Below are 23,363 nucleotides of genomic sequence, written 5' to 3'. Positions count from 1 at the left end.
CCCGGACCATGGACCAGACCCGCCGCCTGCTGCCGATCGCCGCGCTTGCCGCCGGTGCCGCCAGCCTCGTCGCCCGCCCCGCCGCCGCCTGCGACGCGGAGGCGATGGAAGCCCACCTCACCGCCGTCTGCGACGGGGCGCTGGAACCCGCCCGCCAGGCGCTGGCCGCCGCGATGGAACACGCGACGCCGGAGGAGCGGATGGCGATGCAGCGCGCGCTGACCATCGCCAATTCCACCTGCACCACCGGCGATCCCGTGGCCGGCGCCCGCATCGCCGCCAACCTGGCGCGCCTCGCGGGGCGCATCGAGGGGCGCGCCGGCGTGCAGAGCCTCACGCTCGACCTGCTGGGCTGAGGACAAGGGCATGACCATCCTGACCCGCCGCGCCGTGATCGGCGCGGCGATGCTGCTGCTGCCCGCCACCGCGGGGGCGCAGCCGGCCGGCATCACCGTTGCCAATCCCTGGACCCGCGCCGCCGGCCAGGGCGGCACCGGCGCGGGCTTCATGACGCTGCGCAATGCCGGCGCGGCGCCGGATCGCTTGGTATCCGCCCGTGCCGCCATCGCCCGCACGGTGGAACTGCACACCCACACCAACGACAACGGCGTGATGCGCATGCGCCCCGTGCCCTCCATTGAGGTGCCGGCGCGGGGCGAGGTGCAGCTGCGGCCGAGCGGCTTCCACCTGATGCTGATCGGCCTGACCGCGCCGCTGCGGCAGGGGGAGCGCATCCCCGTCACGCTGGTCTTCGAGAGGGCCGGCGAGGTGCAAGTGGAACTCGCCGTCGAATCCGCCGGCGCCCGCGGCCCGGGAGCGGGCGGCCACCACCACTGACGCGACAGCGCCTGGCCATGCTGTGATGCCTCCCGGACCCGAGGAGGACCAACGGCATGGCCAGGCGCATCGACCCGACCACCCTTCCCCCGGTGGTGGGCACCTTCTACCCGCCACCCTTCCACACCCCCTGCCTCGCCCGGGCGCGCACCAAGCTGGGCGATGCGGCGGGGCTGACGCAGTTCGGCGTCAACCTGCTCCGCCTGCCCCCTGGCGCCTGGTCCAGCCAGCGGCACTGGCAGACCCTCTCCGACGAATTCGTCTTCGTCCTGGCCGGGGAGGTCACGCTGGTGACCGATTCGGGGGAGGAGGTGCTGAAGGCCGGGGAGGCCGCGGGCTTCAGGGCTGGCGACCCCGATGGCCACCACCTTCGCAACCATACCGCGCAGGACGTCCTGGTGCTGGAGGTCGGCACGCGGATCGAGGGCGATGGCGCCGTCTATCCGGACATCGACATGCTGTCGCCCGCGCATGCGCAGCCCGCCATGTACACGCGTCGCGACGGCACCCCCTATCCCGGCCTGAGGCGACGCGGACCGGACGAGGCGTAGCCGCCCCCGGTTGCCGCCCGGCGCGAAGCGGAGCAAACCTTTCCCCAACCCACGGGGGAAAGGACACGATCATGCTGAAGATCCATGGGATCGCGCGCAGCCGCGCCTTCCGTTGCATCTGGGCGGCCGAGGAAGCGGGCCTGCCCTATGAAGTCATCCCGGTCGGCTTCGGCCCGGGGCTGAAGGACGCGATCGCCGCGGTGAACCCGAACGGCAAGATCCCCGCCCTGACGGATGGCGACCTCGTCCTCTTCGAAAGCCTGGCGATCAACCTGCACATCGCCGCCAAGGCCGGCGCGCCGCTGATGCCGGCGGGGGACGATGCCTCCCGCGTCCTGCAATGGAGCTTCTGGGCGGCGACCGAGGTCGAGCCCTCCGCCGGGCAATGGGCCTACAACACCTACCTGAAGCCCGCCGACCAGCGCGACCCCGCCGCCGCCAAGGCCGGGGCGGAAGGGGTGGCCGCGCGACTCGCGGTGCTGGAAGGGCACCTGGCGAAGGGCGGCCCCTGGCTGCTGGGCGCCAGCTACACCATCGCGGACTGCAACCTGGCCGCCGTGCTCTACGGCGCCTGGTCCAACGGCTTCGATTTCGGGCCCTTCCCGAAGGCCAAGGCCTGGCTCGATGCCTGCGTCAGCCGCCCCGCCGCCCTCGCTGCGCGGAAGCAGCGGGAGGGGTGAGGCAAGCCGCCGCCGCGGCCGGCCTCAGCGCGGGCCGCGGCTGCGATTCTGCGCCAGCTGGTCGGGCGTCAGCTGGAAGCTGATCCGCACCACGTAGTTGCCGGCCGACACGCCATCGCCGATCGGCAGGCGCAGCCGCGCCGCCTGGCCGGTGGTGTTCACCCGGGTCTGGTTCGACGTCAGCGTCGCCCGCGCCGTGTAGGCCTGGCGCTCGATCACATCGGTGTCGCCGGCATCCGACAGCGCGATGAACCAGGGGATGTCGAGGGTGCCGCCCCGCGCGGCCGGGCCGCGTTCCACCTGGAAGCGGGGCGTGACGCGGACATCGAGCGCCCGTCGGTCGCGCGACGCATAGTCGCAGACCGCGTCGAAGCCCGCGATGCGGGCATCCAGCACCATCGTCGTCAGGTCCCGCGGCGCGCCGGGCACGTACTGGGTCAGGTCCGAGCCATCGGCCAGGATGGTGATGCGCGGGCAGGGTGCCTGTCCGGCGGTCAGCACATTGCCGGCGGTGGCGCCGCTGCCGCCGCCGCAACCCGCCAGCGCGACAGGCAGCGCCAGCACCGCCGCACATACCGCCCCCCTATGGGCCACCATGGACCGGAACCCTGGCTTCGACATGCCGGAGCACTCCCCCTTTGAACCCGTCCCCGCGGCCGGTAAGGTGGCGCCGCGCCACCCGCTGCGTCTATCGCATCGCGGGCGTCGCCAGACTATCCCCGTATGGCCATCCCTGGCCGCCGTGTCGCCAGCCCCCCACCGCCAGAAGCCGAGCCGCCGAAGCCCTGATGCCCGACGAGACCAAACCCCGGCTGAATGTGCTGCTGGCCGGCCCGCGCGGCTTCTGCGCCGGCGTGGACCGCGCCATCAAGATCGTGGAGGAGGCGCTGCGCCGCCACGGCGCACCCGTCTATGTGCGGCATGAGATCGTCCACAACCGCTTCGTGGTCGAAAGTCTGGAACGCCAGGGCGCCGTCTTCGTCGAGGAGCTGGACGAGATCCCGGATGACGGCCGCCCCGTCGTCTTCTCCGCCCATGGCGTGCCGAAGGCGGTGCCGGAAGCGGCGGCGAAGCGGAACCTCTTCGCCCTGGATGCCACCTGCCCCCTGGTGAGCAAGGTGCACCGGGAGGCCGAGCGCCATTTCGGCCGTGGCCGCCACATCCTGCTGATCGGCCATGCCGGCCACCCGGAGGTGATCGGCACCATGGGACAACTCCCCCCCGGCGCCGTGACGCTGGTGGAGGATGCCGCCCATGCCGAGACGGTGGAACCGCCCGCCGGCCTGCCGCTGGCCTACACCACCCAGACCACGCTCTCCGTCGATGACACGGCCGGCATCGTGGCCATCCTGCAGCGCCGCTTCCCGGACATCGCCGGCCCGGCGAAGGAGGACATCTGCTACGCCACCACCAACCGCCAGGCCGCCGTGAAGGCGATCGCGGCCAAGGGGGCGGAGCTGGTGATCGTGGTGGGCGCGCCGAACAGCAGCAATTCCGTGCGGCTGGCGGAGGTGGCGAAGCGCGCCGGCGCGACGCGCTCCGTGCTCGTGCAGCGCGGCTCGGCCCTCGATCCCGCCATCGCCGATGGCTGCACGACCATCGGCCTGACGGCCGGCGCCAGCGCGCCGGAAGTGCTGGTGGAGGAGGTGCTGGCCAAGCTCGCCACGCGCTTCACCCTGGCGGTGGAGGAGGTGGTGGTGGCGGAGGAGAAGGTGGTCTTCCGCCTGCCCGCCGGGCTCGCGGCGGAATAGCCCCCCTCCATGGCTGTCTATACCGAGGTCTCGGACGAGGCGCTGCGCGCCTTCCTGGCGGATTATGACATCGGCGGCCTGGTCGCCTTCCGCGGCATCGCGGAGGGCGTGGAAAATTCCAACTACGCGCTGCGCACGGATCGCGGCGACTACGTCCTGACACTGTACGAGAAGCGCGTCGATCCGACGGAGCTGCCCTATTTCCTCGGCCTGATGGACCACCTGGCGGCGCGCGGCCTGGCCTGCCCGGTGCCGGTGCGCGGGCGGGACGGCGCGGCGCTGCGGGAGCTGGCGGGGCGCCCCGCCGCCATCTGCACCTTCCTGGAAGGCGTCTGGCCGCGCCGCGTGCGGCCGGACCACCTGGCGCCGCTCGGCCAGGCGCTGGCCCGGCTGCACGATGCCAGCGGGGATTTCCCGCAGGTCCGGCCGAACGCGCTGGGCCCCGGGGGCTGGGCCCCGCTGCTGGAGGGCTGCCGGGACCGGGGGGATGAGGTCGCGCCGGGCCTGGTGGCGGAGCTCGACCGGCACCTGGCCGGCATCCTGGCCGCCTGGCCGGCACCGGGCGCGCTGCCGGTCGGGCAGATCCATGCGGACCTGTTCCCGGACAATGTCTTCTTCCTGGATGACGCCGCCGGCCGGCCCCTCGTCTCCGGCCTGATCGACTTCTACTTCGCCTGCACGGACCTGCTGGCCTATGACGTGGCCGTCTGCCTCAACGCCTGGTGCTTCGAGCCCGACGGCATGTTCAACGTGACCAAGGCCCGGTCCCTGCTGACGGCGTATGAGCGGGTGCGCCCGCTATCCGTCGCGGAACGCGCCGCGCTGCCGGTGCTGTGCCGGGGCGCCGCCATCCGCTTCCTGCTGACCCGCCTCTATGACTGGACGCATACGCCCGCCGATGCGCTGGTGACCCGGAAGGACCCCTTGGAATACCTGCGCAAGCTCCGTTTCTTCGCCCAGGCCGAGACCGCCGGTGCCCTCGGACTCTGACGACCGCCCCCTGGTCGAGATCTGGACCGATGGCGGCTGCAAGCCCAACCCCGGCCCGGGCGGCTGGGCCGCCATCCTGAAATTCGGGGAGGTGGAGAAGGAGCTGACCGGCGCCGACCCCGCCACCACCAACAACCGGATGGAGCTGACCGCCGCCTGCGCGGCGCTGGAGGCGCTGAAGCGCCCCTGCCGCGTCGTGCTTCACACCGACAGCGAATATGTCCGCAACGGCATGGAGCGCTGGATCAAGGGCTGGATCAGGAACAACTGGAAGAACGCGGCGAAGGAGCCGGTGGCGAACTACCCGCTCTGGCAGCGCCTGCTGGCCGCCGCCAAGCCGCATGACATCGAGTGGAAATGGGTGCGCGGCCATGCCGGCGACCCGATGAACGAGCGCGCCGACGTGCTGGCGACCCGGGCGCGGGTGGAGGCGGGGTAGCCCGCCTCCACCCCTGCCCTCAGCGCAGCGGCAGGGCGTACATCAGCCCGCCGCGGGTCCAGAGGTCGTTCAGCCCGCGCGGCAGGCCGATCGGGCTGCCGCTGCCCAGGTGCCGCTCAAAGCTCTCCCCGTAATTGCCCACCGCCCTGATGGCGTTGAACAGCCAGCGCTCCTCCAGCCCCAGCGCCCGGCCGAAGCCCGCCGTCACGCCCAGCATGCGCTGCACCGTCGGGTTCGGGTCGCGCAGCCGCGCCTCGACATTCGCCTGGGTGATGCCCTGCTCCTCGGCCTCGATCAGCCCGGCCAGCACCCATTTCACGACGTCGAACCACTGGTCGTCGCCATGGCGGACCATGGGGCCGAGCGGTTCCTTGCTGATGCGCTCCGGCAGCAGCACATGCTCCTGCGGGTTCTGCAGCGCGGTGGCGCGGTAGGAGGCGAGCTGGCTCGCATCCTGCGTCATCGCGTCGCAGCGCCCGGCGGCATAGGCGGCGACGAACTCGTCCGGCCGCTCGATCAGCACGGGCGTGAAGCGCATGCCGTTGGCGCGGAAATAGTCGGCGATGTTCAGCTCGCTCGTCGTCCCGGGCTGGATGCAGACTGTGGCGCCATCCAGCTGCCGCGCGGAGGTGACGCCGGACGACCGCCGCACCAGGAAGCCCTGGCCGTCATAGAAATTCACGCCCGCCATGTTGAGGCCGAGCGCCGTGTCGCGCACCAGGGTCTGGGTCGCATTGCGCGCCAGCACGTCGATCTCCCCGGATTGCAGCATGGTGAAGCGGTTCTGGGAGGAGGTGGCGACGAAGCGCACCCTGGTGGGATCGCCGAACACCGCCGCCGCCAGCGCGCGGCAGAAATCGGCGTCGAGCCCGCGATACTCGCCCCGGCTGTCGGGGGCGGAGAAGCCCGCCACGCCCTGGTTCACGCCGCAGATCACGCTGCCGCGGGCCTTCACCGCATCGAAGCTCGGCCCCGCCACGGCGGCGCCCATCCCCGTCAGCGCCAGGCAGGCGCCCAGCAGCCAGTTGCGCAACATGGCCTCATCTCCCCCGATCGGTCTGGTGGCGCACCATGCCGCGCGGGGGCAGCGCCCGCCACCCCCGCCCGTTGTCCGCGCCAGCACGACCGGGTACACGCGATGCCGGATGGATGGCGGAGCATCATGACCCGGACAGAGGCGGAAGCCCCGCCGCGCCGCGCGGGATGACGGAGCCGCCGCCCCCCTGGCGCCGGGCGCTGGGCAAGCTGGCCGGCGCGCCGCCCCCGCCGCCACCGCCGCCCGCCCCGCATTCCGTGGCCGTCGCGCCACCGGCGGACGGGTCGTTGCTGACGATGGAGCAGCTGCAGAACCTGTCGCGCACAGTCCTGGAGAACGCGTCCCGCATCCGCTGCCAGGCCGTGCAGGTCGATCCCTCGACGGTGCTCTGCCGCGTGCTGGGCCGCTACAAGATGATGGTGGATGGCCGGGACGTGGCACTGGCGCCGCATCTCATGCTGGATGGCTACTGGGAGATGTGGACGACGGAATTCATGCTCCGCACGGTGAAGCCGGGCATGGTCGTCCTCGATGTCGGCGCCAACCTCGGCTACTTCTCCATCCTGATGGCGGAGCTGGTCGGCGCCGAGGGCCGCCTCATCGCCGTGGAGCCCAATCCACGGCTCGCGCAGCTGGCGGAACGCAACCTCGCCTTGAACGGCTTCTGGCACCAGTCGCGGGTCGAACGCGTGGCCGCGGGCGATGCCAGCGGCCAGGCGCTGGCCTTCCGCTTCCTGACCTCGGATCCCAAGAATGGCCGGCTGGTGAAGGCGGGCGGCGCGGTGCCGGATGATGGCGACACGGTCGAGATCGCCGTCCCCGGCATGCGGATCGACGATCTCGTGACCGGCCGGGTGGACTTCATCAAGATCGACGTGGAGGGGGCGGAGGAACAGGCCTGGGCCGGGCTCACCCGCGTGCTGGATGCCAATTCCGACATCATCGTGCTGATGGAATTCAACGCGCTGCGCTGCCGCGCGGCGGAGGCGACGCTGGCCGACATCGCCGCGCGCTTCCCGCTGCGCGAACTCGGCCTGGATGGCCAGGTGCACCAGGTGGCGCCGCCCGCGATCCTGGAGCGGCGGGAGGATACGATGCTGGTCCTGGCGCGGGGCCCCCTGTAGCCGGTTGGCGGAAGCGTCTGGACGACCGCCCCGCCGGCGCGCGATGCTCCCGCGCAAAGGCATCGATGGGGGCTTGGCATGGCTGGCACTTCCTTCACCCGGCGCACGGCGCTGGCGGCAGGCTCTGGCATCGCGACGGCGGCGCTGATCGGGGCCCGCGGCAGCGCCGCGCAGGGCGCGCCGGTGAAGGTGGGGGAGCTGAACTCCTATTCCCGCATGGCCGCCTTCTCCGTCCCCTACCGCAACGCCATCCAGCTGGCGGTGGACGGCATCAACCGCGCCGGCGGCGTGATGGGCGGCCGGCCGCTCGAATTCGTCTTCCGCGACGATGGATCGACGCCCGGTGACGCGGTGCGCGTGGCCGAGGACCTGCTGACGCGGGAAGGCTGCGCCTTCCTGGCCGGCACCTTCCTCTCCAATGTCGGGCTCGCCGTCGCGGACCTGGCGAACCAGCGGAAGAAGCTGTTCCTGGCGACGGAGCCGCTGACCGATGCGCTGACCATGGCGCAGGGCAACCGCTACACTTGGCGGCTGCGGCCCAGCACCTTCATGCAGACGCGCATGCTGACGGAAGCGGCGCGCGGCCGCACCACGCGGCGCTGGGCGATCGTGGCGCCGAACTACGAATACGGGCAATCCGCCGCCGCCAACTTCAAGCGCCTGATCACGGCCAGCATCCCGGGCGCCGAGATCGTGGCGGAGCAGTATCCCGCCCTCGGCCGGGTCGATGCCGGCGCCACCGTCGGCGCGCTGGCGCAGGCGCGGCCCGATGGCATCTTCAACGTGCTGTTCGGACCGGACCTGACGGCCTTCGTCCGCGAAGGCAACACCCGCGGCCTGTTCGAACGCCGCTTCGTGCTGTCCCTGCTGACCGGCGAGCCCGAATACATGATCCCGCTGGGCGACGAGACGCCGGAGGGATGGATCGTCACCGGCTATCCCTGGGAACAGATCACCGACGGCACGCACAAGGCCTTCATCGATGCCTATCGCGCCCGGTTCAACGACACGCCGCGCAAGGGGTCGCTGCTGGGTTACGTCACCGCGCAGGTGGTGGCGAACCTGCTGAACAAGGCGAATTCCATCGACAGCGAAGTGCTCGTCGAGGCCTTCAAGGATCTCCGCACCGACACGGTGGTGGGCAACGTCACCATGCGCGCCATCGACCAGCAGGGCACCATGGGCACCTGGGTGGGAGAGACGGTGCTGCGCGGCCGCCAGGGCGCCATGCGCAACATCCGCTACGCCGACGGCGCGGACTTCATGTTCCCCGAGGCCGAGGTCCGCGCCGCCCGGAGAGTTTAGTTGATGCCCTCAAGCGCCGGGCGCGCGCATCCGCGCGCTTGGCTCGCCGGACTTCCGGCGGCCGCCATTCGGCGGCTCGGCCAGCAGCCGCCGGCCGCCTTGGTTTTTCAGGTGCGGTAGATGGATATCGGGTTCATCGTGGTCCAGTCCCTCTCGGGACTGGCCAGCGCCTCCGCGCTGTTCATCATCGCCTCGGGGCTGACCCTCGTCTTCGGCGTCACGCGCATCGTCAACTTCGCGCATGGCAGCTTCTACATGCTGGGCGCCTATATCGCCGTCACGGTGGTACCCTGGCTGCTGGAGATCGACCGATCCCCCGCGCTGTTCTTCGCGGGCGTCCTGATCTCCGCCATCGCCGTCGGCGTGCTGGGCGTATTGATGGAGCTTCTGCTGCTGCGCCGCCTCTACAAGGTGCCGGAGCTGTTCCAGCTGCTGGCCACCTTCGGCGTTGTGCTGATGGTGCAGGATGCGGTGCTCAAGATCTGGGGGCCGGTCGATATCCCCGGCCCCCGCGCGCCCGGCCTGCGCCATGGCGTGGAGATCCTGGGCCAGCGATTCCCGGCCTATGAGCTGTTCCTGATCGTCATCGGCCCGGCCGTGCTCGGCCTGCTCTGGCTGCTGATGCACCGCACGCGCTTCGGCATCCTGATCCGTGCCGCGACGCGGGACCGGGAGATGGTGGGGGCGCTCGGCGTCAACCAGGCGATGCTCTTCACCGGCACGCTGTTCCTCGGCGCCGCGCTGGCGGGGCTTGGCGGCGCGCTGCAGATTCCGCGCCTCTCCGCCTCCTCCCAGATGGACCTGTCCATCATCACGGAGGCCTTCGTGGTGACGGTGATCGGCGGCATGGGCAGCGTGCCCGGCGCCTTCCTCGCCGCCGTGCTGATCGGGCAGTTGCAGGCGTTTGGCGTGCTGGTATTCCCCAAGATCACGCTGGTGCTGGTCTTCCTGCTGATGGCGGCGGTGCTGGTGGTGAAGCCCTGGGGGCTGCTCGGCCGGCCCGAGGCCGCCGCCGGCCGCGCCGCCCTGCCCGAGGGCATCCTGTCGGTGCGCGCCTTCGGCCTGCCGGAACGCATCATCGCGGGCGTCGCCATCACCGCCATGCTTGCCGTGCCCGTCTTCGGCGACGCCTATGCGGTGAAGGTGGCGACGGAGGTGCTGGTCTTCGCGCTGGCCGCCTTCTCGCTTAACTTCCTCGTCGGCAATGGCGGCATCGTCAGCTTCGGCCATGCCGCCTATTTCGGGCTTGGCGCCTATGCGGCGGGGCTGCTGGTGACGAAGGGCGGGCTGCCCATGGAACCCGCGCTGGTCGCGGCCCCCATCGCGGGTGCCGCCTTCGCCGCGCTGTTCGGCTTCTTCGTCGTGCGCCTCTCCGGCATCTACCTCGCCATGCTGACCCTCGCCTTCGCGCAGATCGCCTATGCCGTCTGCTTCCAATGGGTGGAGGTGACGGGCGGGGACAATGGCGTGGTCGGCGTCTGGCCCAGCGCCTGGGCGTCATCCCGCCATGTCTATCACTACGTCGTCGCGGCCAGCGCCATCCTGGCCATCGTGGCACTGCGCCGCGTGGTCTATGCTCCCTTCGGCGCGACGCTGCGGGCGGCACGGGACTCGGAACAGCGCGCGGATGCCATCGGCATCGATGTCCGCACCCATCGCTGGCTGGCCTTCACCCTCGCCGGCGGCGCGGCGGGCCTGGCCGGTGGGCTCTACGCCTTCTCCAAGGGCTCCATCGACCCGACGCTGCTGGCGATTCCGCTCTCCGTCGATTTCCTGGCCATGATCCTGCTGGGCGGCATCCAGACGGTGATGGGGGCCGTCGCGGGCGCCGCGGCCTTCCACACCATCAAGGACATCTTCATGCCGCTGACGGATTTCTGGCGCTTCCTGCTGGGGTCCTCGATCATCGCGCTGGTGCTGGTCTTCCCGCGCGGCCTGGCCGGCGCCTTCGCGGGGTGGCGCGCATGACGCTGCTGGCGGTGGAGGGGCTGAACAAGGCCTTCGGCGGCGTCGTCGCCGCGCGGAACGTCAGCTTCGCGCTGTCGGCCGGGGAGATGCTGGCCATCATCGGCCCGAACGGCGCCGGCAAATCCACCACCTTCAACATGGTGGGCGGCCAGCTGCGACCGGATACCGGGCGCGTGGTCCTGGCGGGCCAGGACATCACCGGCCAGCCGCCGCGCCAGGTCTGCCGCATGGGCGTCGGCCGCACCTTCCAGGTGGCGCAGACGTTCCTGTCGATGTCCGTCGCCGGCAACGTCCAGATGGCACTGGTCGCCCATCACGGGCGGACGCGGGACATGGTAGCGGATGCGGCCAGGCTGTATCGCGACGACGCTCTCGCGCTGCTGGCCCGCGTCGGCATGGAAGGCGAGGCGGATCGCCCGATCGGCGAACTCGCCTATGGCGATGTGAAGCGCGTGGAACTCGCCATCGCGCTCGCCGCCGCGCCACGCCTGCTGCTGATGGATGAGCCGACCGCCGGCATGGCGCCCCGCGAACGCGCCGCGCTGATGCAGCTGACCGCCACCATCGCGCGCGGCAGCGGCATCGGCGTGCTGTTCACGGAGCATGACATGGATGCCGTCTTCGCCCATGCCGACCGCATCCTGGTGCTGGTGCGCGGCGAGGTGATCGCGGAGGGCACGCCCGAGGAGGTGCGCGCGAATGCCGAGGTTCAGCGCGTCTATCTCGGCACCAGCGGCCACAAGGCGGCGCTGCGCGCCAGGCGGGCGCTGCATGGTTGAGGCGGTGCTGGAGGTTGCGGGCCTCAAGGCCGGCTATGGCCCCGCCGAGGTGCTGTTCGGCGTCGATCTCACCCTGGCGCGCGGCGAGGTCGCGGCGCTGATGGGACGCAACGGCGCCGGCAAGTCCACGACGATGAAGGCCATCATGGGCCTGCTGCCACCGCGCGCGGGCCGCATCCGCTTTGCCGGCCAGGACATCACGGGCTGGGCGCCCTACCAGGTCGCGCGGCTCGGCCTCGGCTATGTGCCGGAGGACCGGCGCATCTTCACGGACCTGACGGTGGCGGAGAACCTGGAAGTGGGGCGCCGCCCCGCCCGCGGCGGCCGCGCGCCCTGGACGCCGGAGCGGTTGTGGAACTTCTTCCCCAACCTCGCGGAAATGCGCGGCCGCCGCGCCAGCGCCATGTCGGGGGGCGAGCAGCAGATGCTGACCATCGCCCGCACGCTGATGGGCAACCCCGATGCCGTGCTGCTGGACGAACCCTCCGAGGGCCTGGCACCCGTCATCGTGGAGCAGATGGCGGAAGCCGTGCTGCGCATGAAGGAGGAAGGCATCGCCGTGCTGCTCTCCGAACAGAGCCTCGACTTCGCCGCCGCCGTCGCCGACCGCGCGCTGGTGATCGAGCGCGGAGAGATCCGCTGGACCGGCACCATGGAAGCGCTGGAGAATGACGAGCAGGTGCGGGCGACATGGCTGACGGTATAGTCGCGGGCATCGATGTGGGCGGCACCTTCACCGACCTGCTGCTGCGCGCGGCCGATGGCCGCATCCGCTTGGCCAAGGTGCCCACTACCATCGCCAACCAGGCCGATGGCGTGCTGGCCGCCATCGAGGCCGCCGGCGCCACCCCCGCCACGCTCGACCTCATCATCCATGGCACGACGGCCACGACGAATGCCGTGCTGGAGCGGAAACTCGCCAAGGTCGGGCTGGTCACGACCCAGGGGTTCCGGGATGTGCTGGAACTCGGCCGCCGCACCCGGCCCAACCCCTATGGACTGAAAGGGACCTTCGAGCCGCTGGTGCCGCGCGAGCTTCGCCGGGAAGTGCCGGAGCGCATGGATGCGCGCGGCGCCGTCGTGACGCCGCTGGACGAGGCGGCGCTGACGCGCGAGGTGCGGGCGCTGCGCGACGCCGGCTGCGAATCCCTCGTGATCCATTTCCTGCACGCCTATGCCAACCCCGCGCATGAACGCCGCGCGGGAGAGATCGCGCGCGCGATCTGGCCCAACGGGCATGTCACGCTGGGGCATGAGCTGCTGTCGGAATTCCGGGAATACGAACGCGGCACCACGGCCTCCGTGAACGCCGCGGTGCAACCAGTGCTGGACCGCTACGTCACGCGGCTGCAGGAACAGCTGGCAGCGCGCGGCCACAAGCGCGACCTGCTGGTGATGAACGGCAATGGCGGCACCGTCTCCGCCCGCCTCGTCTCCCGCGAAGCCGCCAAGACGGTGATGTCCGGCCCGGCCTCCGGCGTGATGGCCGCCGCCGCGACGCTGGCGCAGACGGGGCTGCGCAACGCCATCACCTACGACATGGGCGGGACCTCCACCGATGTGGCACTGATCGCAGGTGGCGTGCCGGAAGTCTCGGCCGAACTCTCCATCGCCTATGGGCTGCCGATCCATTTGCCGATGGTCGATGTGCGGACGGTTGGCGCCGGCGGCGGCTCCATCGCGAGCCTGGACCGCGCGGGCATGCTGCGCGTGGGGCCGGAAAGCGCGGGCAGCACGCCGGGTCCGATCTGCTATGGCCGCGGCGGCACGCGGCCCACCATCACGGACGCGAACATCATCCTCGGGCGGCTGGATCCGGCCCGTCTGCTGGCTGTCGCGAACCCGGTTTCGCTCGACAGCATCAGGGATGTCTTCAGGCACGACATTGCGGAACCGCTCGGCATGAGCGTGGAGCAGGCCGCGGAGGCGGTGATCCGGCTCGGCAATGTGCACATGACGGGCGCGATCCGCCTGGTCTCGCTCTCCAAGGGGCATGATCCCCGCGATTTCTGCCTTTTCGCCTTCGGTGGCGCAGGGCCGTTGCATGCGGTGGCGCTGGCGCGGGAGATCGGGATCCCGGAGGTGCTGGTGCCTGCCCGCCCCGGTCTGACCAATGCGCTGGGCTGCCTGGTCGCCGATCTCCGCCAGGATTTCGTCAACACCATCAATCGCGGGCTGTTCGAGATCCCCGAGGGCGAGATCGCCGCGACGCTGGCCGCGCAGCGTGATCGCGGCATCGCGATGATCCAGGCCGACGCACCTGCGCTGGAGGAGATCGTGGTGCTGCACAGCGCGGAGATGCAGTTCCGCGGCCAGACGCACCTGATCCGCGTCGCGCTGCCGCGCGCCGACATGGCACTGACGGACATCCAGAAGGCCTTCGAGGCCGCCTACTTCGCCCGCTTCCGCGTGGAGCTGCCGGAGATCCGGGCCGTGCTGGTCAACCTGCTGACGACGGTGATCGGAAGGCGCCCGTCCTTCCCGCTCTCCGCGCTGCTCGATCCCGATGCGCGCCAGGGGGATGTGGAGGCCGCGCGGATCGGCGAGCGCGCGCTCTACGCCGATGGCGCCTGGCACCAGGCCACCGTCTGGCAGCGTGAGCGCCTGCCGGAGGGTGCGGTGCTGCACGGCCCCGCCATCATCCAGCAGGCGGATGCGACGACGGTGCTGGAACCCGGATCGCGCGCCATCGTCGATGTCATCGGCAATCTCCGGGTGGCGCCATGATGGATGCGCTGACCCTCGCGGTGATCCAGGCAGGCCTGCAGCAGGTCTGCAACGAGATGGATATCGCCTTCTCCCGGAGCGCCTTCTCCCCCGTGATCGCGGAGGCCGATGACCGGTCGGATGGCATCTACGCCGCGGAGGATGGCGCGCTGATCGCGCAGGGCGAATTGGGCCTGCCCGTCTTCGTCGGCACCATGGCGCATTCAGCCGCGCATCTCGTGCGGCTGATCCGCGAAGGCGCGGTGGCGGCACCGGAGCCCGGCGACATCTACATCGTCAACGACCCCTATCTCGGCGGCACGCATCTCATGGATGTGCGCTTCGCCCTGCCCTTCTTCGTGGAGGGCGAGCTGTTCTGCTGGCTGCAGAACACCGGCCACTGGCCGGATATCGGTGGCATGGTGCCCGGTGGTTTCTCCGCGCATGCGACGGAGGTCGAGCAGGAGGGCCTGCGCCTGCCCCCCGTGAAGCTCTTCAAGCGCGGCGTGCTGGATAGGGAGATCCTCTCCATCATCCAGTCCAACATCCGCGTGGCCGAACAGCGCATCGGCGACATCAAGGCCCAGGCCGCGGCGCTGCTGGTCGGCGAACAGCGGCTGCGGGAGATGGTGGCGCGCTACGGCCTGGCCACGCTGCGCGACGCCATCGCCGGCATCCGCGACCGCGCCGCGGAGCGCATGCGCGCCGAGATCCGGCGCATCCCTGAAGGAACCTACCGCGCGGAAGCCTTTGTCGATTCCGATGGCGTGGTCAACGAACCGCTGCGCATCGCGCTCACCGTCGCGCGCGCCGGTGACGAGCTGTACTTCGATCTCTCGGAAAGCTCACCGCCCTGCCAGGGCCCGATGAACTCCGTCTGGGCCACCACCTGTTCCGCCGTCTATCTCGCGATGAAGCACATCTTCCCCGATGTGCCCATCAATGCCGGCACCTTCGAGCCCATTCGCGTCGCGCGGCCGGCGGGCACCTTCCTCGATGCCCGCTATCCCCGCCCCGTCTCCGGCTGCGCGGCGGAGGTTTCGCAACGCGTGGCGGAGGCGGTGTTCCTGGCGCTCGCGCCCGTTCTCGACATCTGGGCCGCGCCCGCCGGCACCTCCGGCAATTTCGCGCTCGGCGGCTTCGATCCCGCACGCAGGGCGGGCTATGTGATGTACCAGATCACTGGCGGCGGTTATGGCGGCACCGCGGATGCGGATGGCCTGACGAATGGCTGCTCCACCATCGGCATCAGCAAGACCGCGCCGGTCGAGGTGATGGAACAGTACTATCCCATCCTCTTCCGCCGCTTCGCGATCCATGAGGGCAGCGGCGGCGCCGGCCAGCATCGCGGCGGCTTCGGCGTGCATTACGAGGTGGAATTGCTGCGCGGCGAGGCGCGGGCTAGCTTCGTGATGGACCATGGCCGCTTCGGCCCGCCCGGCGTGCGCGGCGGCCAGGCCGGCGCGCCCAACGTCGTGCGCCTGCACCGTGACGGCATCACCACCATCCCGCCGCATCTCTCGAAGGACCAGGGTTTGCTGCTGCGCGAAGGCGATCGCGTCGAGGTCATGACACCCGGCGGCGGCGGCCATGGCGATCCCTTCATGCGCGACCCCGCGCTGGTTGCGCGCGACGTGATGCGCGGCACCTACACGGCCTCGCAGGCGGACTCGCTCTGGGGCGTCGTGCTGCGCGATGGCGTTGTGGACGAAGCCGCCACGCAGGCAAGGCGCGCAGCGCGATGACCCGCTACCACCGCCCCGCCACGCTGACCGAGGCGCTGGCGATCCGCTCTGGCGAGGATGTCGCGATCCTCGCCGGTGCCACGGACATCTATCCCGCCGCCGCCAATCGCCGCGCCTGGGGCGACCCGACGCACAAGGATGTGCTGGACATCACCGCCATCCCCGGCCTGCGCGGGATCGAGGAAGGCCCGCATGGCTGGCGCCTCGGCTGCCTCGTCACCTGGTCCGACATCTGGCGCGCTGGCCTGCCGAAGCAGTTCGACGGGCTGCGCCAGGCGGCGCGGCAGGTCGGCGGCCAGCAGGTGCAGAATCGCGGCACCATCCTCGGCAACCTCGTCACCGCCTCGCCGGCCGGCGATGGCATCCCGAACCTTCTCGCGCTGAACGCGCATGTCGAGGTCGCGGGGCGTGAGGGCACGCGCATGCTGCCCGTCGCCGACTTCCTCACGGGCTACCGCGCCACCGCGCTGGCGGCGGACGAGATCGCGGTCGGGCTGCATGTCCCGAAGCTGCCCCGCGCCGTCAGCGGATTCCGCAAGCTCGGCGCGCGGCACTACCTCGTCATCTCCATCGCCATGGTCGCCGCCGTCATCGACATCGATGAGAATGGCCGCATCCTGATGGCGCGCCTGGCCATCGGCGCCTGTTCCGCCACCGCGCAGCGGCTGCCGGGGCTGGAGGCGGAATTGCGCGGCAGCTCCCTCTACCACGCGGACAAGGTGCCGGAGGCGCGGCACCTCGATCACCTCTCGCCCATCGACGATATCCGCGCCACCGGCGCCTATCGCCGCGATGCCGCGCTGCGGCTGCTGCGTGACCTGCTCTGGGATCTCGGGGAATGATCGCCTTCACGCTGAACGGCGCGCCCGCCAGCACGGATGCCGCGCCCTTCGCGCCGCTGTCGGACACGCTGCGTGAAGCCCTCGGGCTTACGGGCACCAAGGTGGGCTGCGAGGCCGGCGATTGCGGCGCCTGCACCGTGCTGCTGGATGGCGCCCAGGCCTGCGCCTGCCTGGTGCCGACCGCGCAGGCGGAAGGTGCGGCGATCACGACGATCGAGATGCAGTCGGGCGAGACGGGCGCGCTGCTGGCCCGCCTGCGCGCCGCCTTCCTCGCCCATGGCGCCGCGCAATGCGGCATCTGCACCCCCGGCATGATCATGGCGGCGGCCGACCTGCTGCTGCGCGACGCCGCGCCCCATGCGCAGGCGGTGCGGGATGCCATCGGCGGCGTGCTCTGCCGCTGCACGGGCTACCAGAAGATCGTGGAGGCCGTGCTGGCGGCCGCGCAGGGCTTTGCCCCGGTGGAGCAGGAGGCCGCCGCCGGCGAGGCCGTAGGCGCCTCCCTGGCACGGCTGGATGGCTGGCCCAAGGTGCTCGGCAGCGAACGCTACGGCGCGGACAGCGCGCCGGCCGAGGCGCTGTGGCTCCGCGTGGTGAGATCCCCCCATGCCAGCGCGCGCTTCACGCTCGGCGACATCGAGGCGGCGCGCATCGCGCTGAGCCTGCACGCCATCCTGACGGCGGCCGATGTCCCCGGCCTCAACGGCTTCGGCATCATGCCCGCGCTGAAGGACCAGCCCGTGCTGGCCGACGGTTTCGTCAGATATCGCGGCGAAGCCGTGCTGGCGCTGGTCGGTGAGCGTGCAGCGGTGGAGGCCGTGCGCGATGCCGACCTGCCGATCACCTGGCAGCCGCAACCCGCCCTCATCGGCGTGGAGGCCGCGCGGGCCGAGGGCGCGCCCCTGCTGCATGCCCATGCGCCCGGCAACGTCCTGGTGCAGGGACGGCTCGCGCGCGGCAACCCCGATGCCGCGCACGCCACGGCCGCTGCCACCGCCGAGGGCGCCTTCACCACCAGCTTCGTCGAGCACGCCTATATCGAACCCGAGGCCGGCCACGCCATCCCGCGCGAGGACGGCATGGACATCATCGCCTGCACCCAGGCGCCCTATATGGACCGGGAGGAGGTGGCCCGCGTGCTCGGCATCGCCGAGGACGCCGTGCGCATCATCCCCTCCGCCTGCGGTGGCGGCTTCGGCGGCAAGCTCGACGTCTCCGTGCAGCCGCTGCTGGCCGTGGCGGCGCGACGCGTGAACCGGCCCGTCCGCGTAACCTACAGCCGCACGGAGAGCATGGCGTCCTCGACGAAGCGTCACCCCGCTCAACTTCACGCGCGGATGTCCGCTGACACTGAAGGAAGCTTCCTCGCCTATACGCTGGAGGGCGACTTCAACACCGGCGCCTATGCGAGCTGGGGACCGACGGTCGCGAACCGCGTGCCCGTCCATGCCGCGGGGCCGTACCGCGTGCCGCATGTCCGCGCGCAGGCTCGGGCCGTACACACCAATGAACCACCCTCCGGCGCCTTCCGCGGCTTCGGCGTGCCGCAGGCGGCGATCGCGACGGAGGCGCTGGTCGATGACCTGGCGCTGCAGCTCGGCATGGACCGCTGGGCGATCAGGCGGCGCAACGCGCTGGGCCGCGGCGATGTCACCCATTCCGGCCAGGTGCTGCAGGCCTCGGCGGGGCTGACGGATTGCCTGGATGCGCTGAAGCCGGACTGGGACGCGATGCTGGCGAAGGTCGAGGCGCACAACGCCGGCAACCCGCGCCACCGCCTCGGCGCCGGTATCGCCTGCATGTGGTATGGCTGCGGCAATACCTCCATGTCCAACCCGTCCCGCATGCGGGCCGTGCTGGCGCGCGACGGGCGGCTCACGCTGTTCAACGGTGCGGTCGATATCGGCCAGGGCAGCACCACCGTCATCGCGCAGATCTTTGCCGATGCCGTAGGCCTGCCCGTTCACGCCATCGACTTCGTGCTGGGCGACACCGCGCTGACGCATGACGCGGGCAAGACCAGCGCCTCCCGCCAAACCTTCGTGAGTGGCCGTGCCGCGATGGAAACCGGCCGCGCGCTGCGGGCCCGGATCCTCGCCCTGGCCAATGCCGGGGAGGATGCACGGCTTTCGCTGGCGGGCACCACGCTCACCGTCACCGATGGCGCCGGCGCCGCGCGGACCATCGACCTCGCCGCCCTGCCCGCCGACCTGGACGCCGAGGGCCGCTACGACCCGCCGACGACGGCGCTGGACGCCGATGGCCAGGGCATCCCCTACGCCACCTATGGCTTCGCCGCGCAGATCGCGCTGGTGCGCGTGGATACGCAGCTCGGCACGGTGAAGGTGGAAGAGATCGTCGCCGCGCAGGATGTAGGCCGCGCCATCAACCCGGACCTCGTCCTCGGCCAGATCCATGGCGGCATCGCGCAGGGCCTCGGCCTGGCGCTGATGGAGGAGTACATCCCCGGCCGCACCGAGAACCTCCACGACTACCTGATCCCGACCGCGGGCGACGTGCCGCCCATCCGCGTGCATCTTGTCGAGGATCCGGAACCGGAGGGCCCCTATGGCGCCAAGGGCGTCGGCGAACCGGCCCTGGTCCCGACCTCGCCCGCCATCCTCGGCGCCATCCGCCACGCGACGGGGGTGCGCGTGACGCGCGTGCCGGTCCTTCCCCACCGCCTGTGGGAGGCGATGCGATGACCGATGACCACATCTCCGCCGAGGCCCGCTCGCGAAAGTTCGGGGCGGCGGAGGACGGCGGCATCATCCGCTGCGATGCCTGCCCCGTGCTCTGCCGCATCCGCCCGGGCCGCAGCGGCGCATGCTCGCGCTACGCCAACCAGGATGGCGTGCTGGTCCGCACCGACCCCGCCCTGGCGCTCGCCCATGTCGTCGACGCCGGCGGCGCCGTCGTCGCCTTCGCGGACGCCGAATGGGACGGCAAGCTGCTCGATCCCGCCCGCGCCTTCATCACCGGCGTCGGGTCCGGCACCACCTATCCCGACTACAAGCCCGCCCCCTTCATCGTGGGCGCGACCCATGCGGGCGTCGATACCGTCACCGTCGTGACGGAGGGGATGTTCAGCTATTGCGGCGTGAAGGTGAAGATCGACACGGACCGCCATCTCGGCCCCGAAGCCGCGGCGGTGCGCGTGAAGGGCGAGCAGGTCGGCCACGTCACCACTGCCGAATATGGCTCCCAGATGCTCTCGCTCGGCGGTGTCCGTCACCTCACGGGCGGCAGCAAGAAGGAAGGCGTCGTCACCTGCGAGACGCTGCTGACGCTCTGCGAGGCCGGGCCCGTCGAACTCACCATCGATGGCGGCCACAGCGTCATCGTCCAGGCCGGCCAGGCGCCGATCGTGGACGGCGTGGCGGAGCGCCGCATGCGCGTGGGATGCGGCAGCGCCGCGGTCGGCATCTTCGCCCAGCAATGGCTCGGGCATGTGGATGAGGTGATCGTGGTCGATGACCACATCACCGGCGTGCTGACGGAACACCAGGCGGGCAAGGTGCTCGGCATGCGCGCCGCCGGCATCCGCGTGCGCGGCCGCCGCTCCACCCCCGGGCGCTACTTCCAGGTGGCGCAGCCCGGCATGGGCTGGGGCGGCACCGACATCACCGACCCGCTCGCCATCATCGAGAGCATCGATCCGAAGACCGCCTGGCCGGGGCTCCGGCTGCTGATGACCTCCACCACCGGCGAGGATGCGATCTGGTGCGTGCTCGACGACGCGTTGAAGCCCCGGCCGGCGGAGATGCCGCCGGCGGTGCGCCAGGTGGTGGAGCGCATCGGGGAGAATTGCGAGCCCTCGCTCTGCTCCGTCATCTTCATGGCCGGCGCCGGCGGATCCTTGCGCGCCGGCGTCACGGAGAATCCCGTGCTGCTGACGCGCGCCGTGGCCGCCGGCGAGGTGCGCGTCACCATGGGCGGCGCGCCCGTCTATCTCTGGCCCGGCGGCGGCATCACCATCATGGCGGATGTGCTGCGCATGCCGCGCGGCAGCTTCGGCCATGTGCCGACGCCGGCCCTGGTCGCGCCCATCGAATTCACCCTGCCGCGCGACCTCTATGCGCGGCTCGGCGGGCATATGGGCGATGTCGTGCCGGTGGAGACGCTGCTGCGCGGGCTGGGCGATGGGCTGCGCATCCAGGGCTGGGATTCCGCCAATCCCTGGCCGTTCGCGCGCTGAGCATGCAGGCGGCGCGGCTTGCCGATGGCCGGCTGCACCTGAACCACGGGCCGATCGATCTCGTCCTGCGCACCTGGGGCAGCGGTGCCGCGGCGGCGGAACAGGCGGCGCTGGCGTGCTTTCCCTCGATCCTGCCGGCGCTGGTCGCCGAACTCCCGCTTCTGCGCCAGCCCGTCGGTGCCGTGCCGGCGGGCGCCGTCGCGCGCCGCATGCACGCGGCCTGCGCGCCCTACGGCGCGCGCGGCCTCTTCATCACCCCCATGGCGGCGGTGGCGGGTTCGGTCGCGGATGAACTCCTCGCCGTCATGCGCGCGGCGGCGCCGGGGCTGACCCGCGCCTTCGTCAACAATGGCGGCGATATCGCGGTCTTCGCGGCAGCGGGCGAGAGCCTCGCCATCGGCCTCGCCCTCGATCCGCGCCTCGCCAGTTTCGATGGCGCCCTGCGCGTGCGTGGCGGCGATGGGGTGGGCGGGATCGCGACCTCCGGCCGCCACGGCCGCTCCTTCTCGATGGGCATCGCGGATGCCGTCACGGTGCTGGCGCGGGATGCGGCGGCGGCGGATGCGGCGGCGACGCTCATCGCCAATGCGGTGGATTGCGACAGCCCCGCCGTCACGCGCGCGCCTGCCGATTCCCTCGACCCCGACAGCGATCTCGGCGCCCGCCTCGTCACCACCGCTGTGGGCCCGCTGGCGGAGGAGGAGGTCGCGCGCGCCCTCGATTCCGGCGCCGCCACGGCGGCTTCCTTCCTGCGCGACGGGCTGATCATCGCCGCCGCGTTGCGCCTCGCGGGCCGCAGCCGCATCCTAGGCCGGCCCTTCGCCGTGGAGACGCCCGCATGAGCAGCCAGGACCTCGTCATCCGCAAGACCGTGCTCTGCGTGGAGGAGGTTCGCCATGATGGCGGGCCGGTGCTGGAGACGCCGATCCTGAAGGGCTGGTGCGCCGTCGTGCTGCGCAACCCCTTCGCCGGGCGCTACGAGCCCGAGCTGATGTGGATGATGGAGGCGATGAAGCCGATCGGCCTGATGGTGGCGGAGAAGCTGCTGGCCGGGCTCGGCGGCGATCCCGCACGAGTGGAGGCCTATGGCAAGGGCGGCATCGTGGGCAGCGCGGGGGAGCTGGAGCACGGCGCGCTGTGGCATGTGGCCGGTGGCTATGCGATGCGCGGCCTGCTCGGCCAGGCGCTGTCGATCGTGCCGTCCATGACGAAGGTCGGGCCCATGGGCGCCATGCTCGACCTGCCCATCCACCATCGCAACGCCGCCTATGTCCGCAGCCATTTCGACGGCATCTCCTGCGTCGTGCCGGATGCGCCGCGGGCGGACGAGATCCTCTTCGCGCTGGCCATGACCACCGGCGGGCGGCCGCATGCGCGGGTCGGCGGGCTGCGGCAGGAGGAGATCAGCCGATGGGACGGGCAGCGGTGATCCGGCTGGCGGGGCGCCGCGGCCCTCGCTACCGCGGCGTCACGTCGAAGATGTAGATCCGCGTCCGCTCATCCTCCGGCGCGAACCAGAAGCGCAGGCCGTTCGTCCCTCGGGCCGCGACCGCGAAGGGGTTCTGCGTCATCGGCAGGCCGCTCTCGGTCCAATGCTCCACCGGCAGCTGGAACACCGGCGCGCCGCGCGCCAGATCCACCAGCTCCACGCCCCCCAGCGCGAAGACCGGGCCCTGCGATCCGCGCGGGCGATAGGCATTCAGCCCGCCGCAGAGCGCCAGCCCCGGCCCGACCGAATGGCAATCCTGGTAGTCGATGTAGTGGGACGGGTTCGGCCGCCGCAGCGCCTCCGGCGCCGTCGCCAGGTTGGTCGGCCGGCCGGCGCCATCCAGCGGCCAGGCGTAGAAGCGGCGGGACCCCCAGGAGACGCCGTGCAGCGTGTTGGACGCCACGTCCCGCACCAGCCCGCCCACATGGTCGCCGAAGCGGAACATCGCCTCCGCCCGCATCGTCGCGGGATCGACGCGGTAGATGATGGACCGGCTGTTAGGCCGGTACTCCGCGACCGGCACCCAGAGATGCGTGCCGTCGAAATCGATGCCGCCGGGGTGGTAGATGCTGCCCTCGCCGAGCGTGATGCCGCGCAGCAGCCTGCCCTCGGCATCGATCTCGAACAGGTGGCCGCGGCCTTCGCCCGCGCTGCGGTCCAGCCCCTCCCGCGGCTCGGGGTAGCGTTCGGTGCGGGCGATGATCTCGACCGAGGAGAGGAAGAAGCGGTCGCCCACCCGCGCCATGCCCTGGGGATGGTGGGTGTTGAAGGCCAGCGGGATCACGCCCGCCGGCTGCCAGGCGGCACCGCGGCCCAGCGCCGCGAGGCGTTCCGGGACGCCACCTTCCTGCGCGGCGGCAGGACCGGCGAGTGACAGGGCCATCAGGGCCAGGCGGAGGATCGGGCGCATGCCGGCATGGGAC

22 protein-coding genes are annotated in these 23,363 nt (G+C 71.3%); 19 read left to right on the top strand and 3 right to left on the bottom strand.

Features of this window, described 5'->3' with window-relative positions; translation table 11 throughout:
- The first annotated feature begins 8 nt into the window (after positions 1-8).
- The 4 genes from JJI54_RS10830 to JJI54_RS10815 all read left to right on the top strand — a co-directional run bounded on the left by JJI54_RS10830 (position 9) and on the right by JJI54_RS10815 (position 2,068).
- Entirely contained in the window at positions 9-356 is a 348-nt protein-coding gene (locus JJI54_RS10830) for a hypothetical protein (protein ID WP_203073004.1), read from the top strand.
- 10 nt (positions 357-366) lie between these two features.
- Entirely contained in the window at positions 367-837 is a 471-nt protein-coding gene (locus tag JJI54_RS10825) for a copper chaperone PCu(A)C (protein ID WP_203073003.1), read from the top strand.
- Between the two features lie 56 nt (positions 838-893).
- Entirely contained in the window at positions 894-1,388 is a 495-nt protein-coding gene (locus JJI54_RS10820) for a cupin domain-containing protein (protein WP_203073002.1), read from the top strand.
- Positions 1,389-1,459: 71 nt separating this feature from the next.
- Positions 1,460-2,068: a glutathione S-transferase family protein gene (locus JJI54_RS10815; protein WP_203073001.1), complete on the top strand. Its 609-nt coding sequence runs from the start codon at positions 1,460-1,462 to the stop codon at positions 2,066-2,068.
- Positions 2,069-2,092: 24 nt separating this feature from the next.
- On the opposite strand, the gene JJI54_RS10810 is transcribed toward JJI54_RS10815, so the two are convergent.
- On the bottom strand, positions 2,093-2,689 hold the full coding sequence (locus JJI54_RS10810; protein WP_203073000.1) for a hypothetical protein: 597 nt from the start codon (positions 2,687-2,689) through the stop codon (positions 2,093-2,095).
- 167 nt (positions 2,690-2,856) lie between these two features.
- Here JJI54_RS10810 and ispH point away from each other — a divergent pair, with 167 nt between their 5' ends.
- From ispH to rnhA, 3 genes are read left to right on the top strand one after another with little or no spacing between them, the layout of a single operon-like run.
- Complete coding sequence (gene ispH, locus JJI54_RS10805) at positions 2,857-3,819, top strand: 4-hydroxy-3-methylbut-2-enyl diphosphate reductase (RefSeq protein ID WP_203072999.1); 963 nt, start codon at positions 2,857-2,859, stop codon at positions 3,817-3,819.
- Between the two features lie 9 nt (positions 3,820-3,828).
- Entirely contained in the window at positions 3,829-4,809 is a 981-nt protein-coding gene (locus JJI54_RS10800) for a homoserine kinase (protein WP_203072998.1), read from the top strand.
- Positions 4,793-5,248: a ribonuclease HI gene (gene rnhA / locus JJI54_RS10795; protein ID WP_203072997.1), complete on the top strand. Its 456-nt coding sequence runs from the start codon at positions 4,793-4,795 to the stop codon at positions 5,246-5,248. The genes JJI54_RS10800 and rnhA overlap by 17 nt, the downstream gene beginning before the upstream one ends.
- 19 nt (positions 5,249-5,267) lie before the next feature.
- Here the strand turns inward: rnhA and JJI54_RS10790 are convergent, their stop codons facing one another.
- On the bottom strand, positions 5,268-6,284 hold the full coding sequence (locus tag JJI54_RS10790; RefSeq protein ID WP_203072996.1) for an amino acid ABC transporter substrate-binding protein: 1,017 nt from the start codon (positions 6,282-6,284) through the stop codon (positions 5,268-5,270).
- Positions 6,285-6,451: 167 nt separating this feature from the next.
- Here JJI54_RS10790 and JJI54_RS10785 point away from each other — a divergent pair, with 167 nt between their 5' ends.
- The 12 genes from JJI54_RS10785 to JJI54_RS10730 all read left to right on the top strand — a co-directional run bounded on the left by JJI54_RS10785 (position 6,452) and on the right by JJI54_RS10730 (position 22,380).
- Positions 6,452-7,408: an FkbM family methyltransferase gene (locus JJI54_RS10785; protein ID WP_203072995.1), complete on the top strand. Its 957-nt coding sequence runs from the start codon at positions 6,452-6,454 to the stop codon at positions 7,406-7,408.
- 78 nt (positions 7,409-7,486) lie between these two features.
- Positions 7,487-8,713 carry an ABC transporter substrate-binding protein gene (locus tag JJI54_RS10780; protein ID WP_203072994.1) on the top strand — a complete coding sequence of 409 codons (1,227 nt, stop codon included), beginning with the start codon at positions 7,487-7,489 and terminating at the stop codon, positions 8,711-8,713.
- A gap of 120 nt (positions 8,714-8,833) precedes the next feature.
- Positions 8,834-10,681 (top strand): ABC transporter permease, encoded by a 1,848-nt coding sequence (locus JJI54_RS10775; protein WP_226381664.1) that lies wholly within the window; start codon positions 8,834-8,836, stop codon positions 10,679-10,681.
- Positions 10,678-11,460, top strand: coding sequence for an ABC transporter ATP-binding protein (locus JJI54_RS10770; protein ID WP_203072993.1), 783 nt, complete (start codon positions 10,678-10,680; stop codon positions 11,458-11,460). The genes JJI54_RS10775 and JJI54_RS10770 overlap by 4 nt, the downstream gene beginning before the upstream one ends.
- Positions 11,453-12,166 carry an ABC transporter ATP-binding protein gene (locus JJI54_RS10765; RefSeq protein WP_203072992.1) on the top strand — a complete coding sequence of 238 codons (714 nt, stop codon included), beginning with the start codon at positions 11,453-11,455 and terminating at the stop codon, positions 12,164-12,166. Before JJI54_RS10770 ends, JJI54_RS10765 begins: the two co-directional genes overlap by 8 nt.
- Positions 12,151-14,187: a hydantoinase/oxoprolinase family protein gene (locus tag JJI54_RS10760; RefSeq protein WP_203072991.1), complete on the top strand. Its 2,037-nt coding sequence runs from the start codon at positions 12,151-12,153 to the stop codon at positions 14,185-14,187. The genes JJI54_RS10765 and JJI54_RS10760 overlap by 16 nt, the downstream gene beginning before the upstream one ends.
- Entirely contained in the window at positions 14,184-15,911 is a 1,728-nt protein-coding gene (locus JJI54_RS10755) for a hydantoinase B/oxoprolinase family protein (RefSeq protein ID WP_203072990.1), read from the top strand. Before JJI54_RS10760 ends, JJI54_RS10755 begins: the two co-directional genes overlap by 4 nt.
- Positions 15,908-16,753: an FAD binding domain-containing protein gene (locus tag JJI54_RS10750; RefSeq protein ID WP_203072989.1), complete on the top strand. Its 846-nt coding sequence runs from the start codon at positions 15,908-15,910 to the stop codon at positions 16,751-16,753. The genes JJI54_RS10755 and JJI54_RS10750 overlap by 4 nt, the downstream gene beginning before the upstream one ends.
- The gene (locus JJI54_RS10745) at positions 16,750-19,458 is read left to right on the top strand and encodes a molybdopterin-dependent oxidoreductase (RefSeq protein ID WP_203072988.1); all 2,709 of its coding nucleotides are present in this window, start codon (positions 16,750-16,752) and stop codon (positions 19,456-19,458) included. The genes JJI54_RS10750 and JJI54_RS10745 overlap by 4 nt, the downstream gene beginning before the upstream one ends.
- Complete coding sequence (locus JJI54_RS10740) at positions 19,455-20,951, top strand: 6-hydroxynicotinate reductase (protein WP_203072987.1); 1,497 nt, start codon at positions 19,455-19,457, stop codon at positions 20,949-20,951. Before JJI54_RS10745 ends, JJI54_RS10740 begins: the two co-directional genes overlap by 4 nt.
- Positions 20,952-20,953: 2 nt before the next feature.
- Positions 20,954-21,793, top strand: coding sequence for a UPF0280 family protein (locus JJI54_RS10735; protein WP_203072986.1), 840 nt, complete (start codon positions 20,954-20,956; stop codon positions 21,791-21,793).
- On the top strand, positions 21,790-22,380 hold the full coding sequence (locus tag JJI54_RS10730) for an amino acid synthesis family protein (protein WP_203072985.1): 591 nt from the start codon (positions 21,790-21,792) through the stop codon (positions 22,378-22,380). The genes JJI54_RS10735 and JJI54_RS10730 overlap by 4 nt, the downstream gene beginning before the upstream one ends.
- A gap of 28 nt (positions 22,381-22,408) precedes the next feature.
- Here JJI54_RS10730 and JJI54_RS10725 read toward each other — a convergent pair whose 3' ends face one another.
- Positions 22,409-23,350 carry a DUF6454 family protein gene (locus tag JJI54_RS10725; RefSeq protein WP_203072984.1) on the bottom strand — a complete coding sequence of 314 codons (942 nt, stop codon included), beginning with the start codon at positions 23,348-23,350 and terminating at the stop codon, positions 22,409-22,411.
- Positions 23,351-23,363 lie beyond the last annotated feature (13 nt).

This window comes from Falsiroseomonas ponticola, from assembly GCF_016805305.1.
In the GTDB taxonomy this organism is placed as follows: Bacteria; Pseudomonadota; Alphaproteobacteria; order Acetobacterales; family Acetobacteraceae; genus Falsiroseomonas; species Falsiroseomonas ponticola.
The sequence above is the reverse complement of the archived record's forward strand: the minus strand, read 5'-3'. Positions and strand labels throughout refer to the sequence as shown.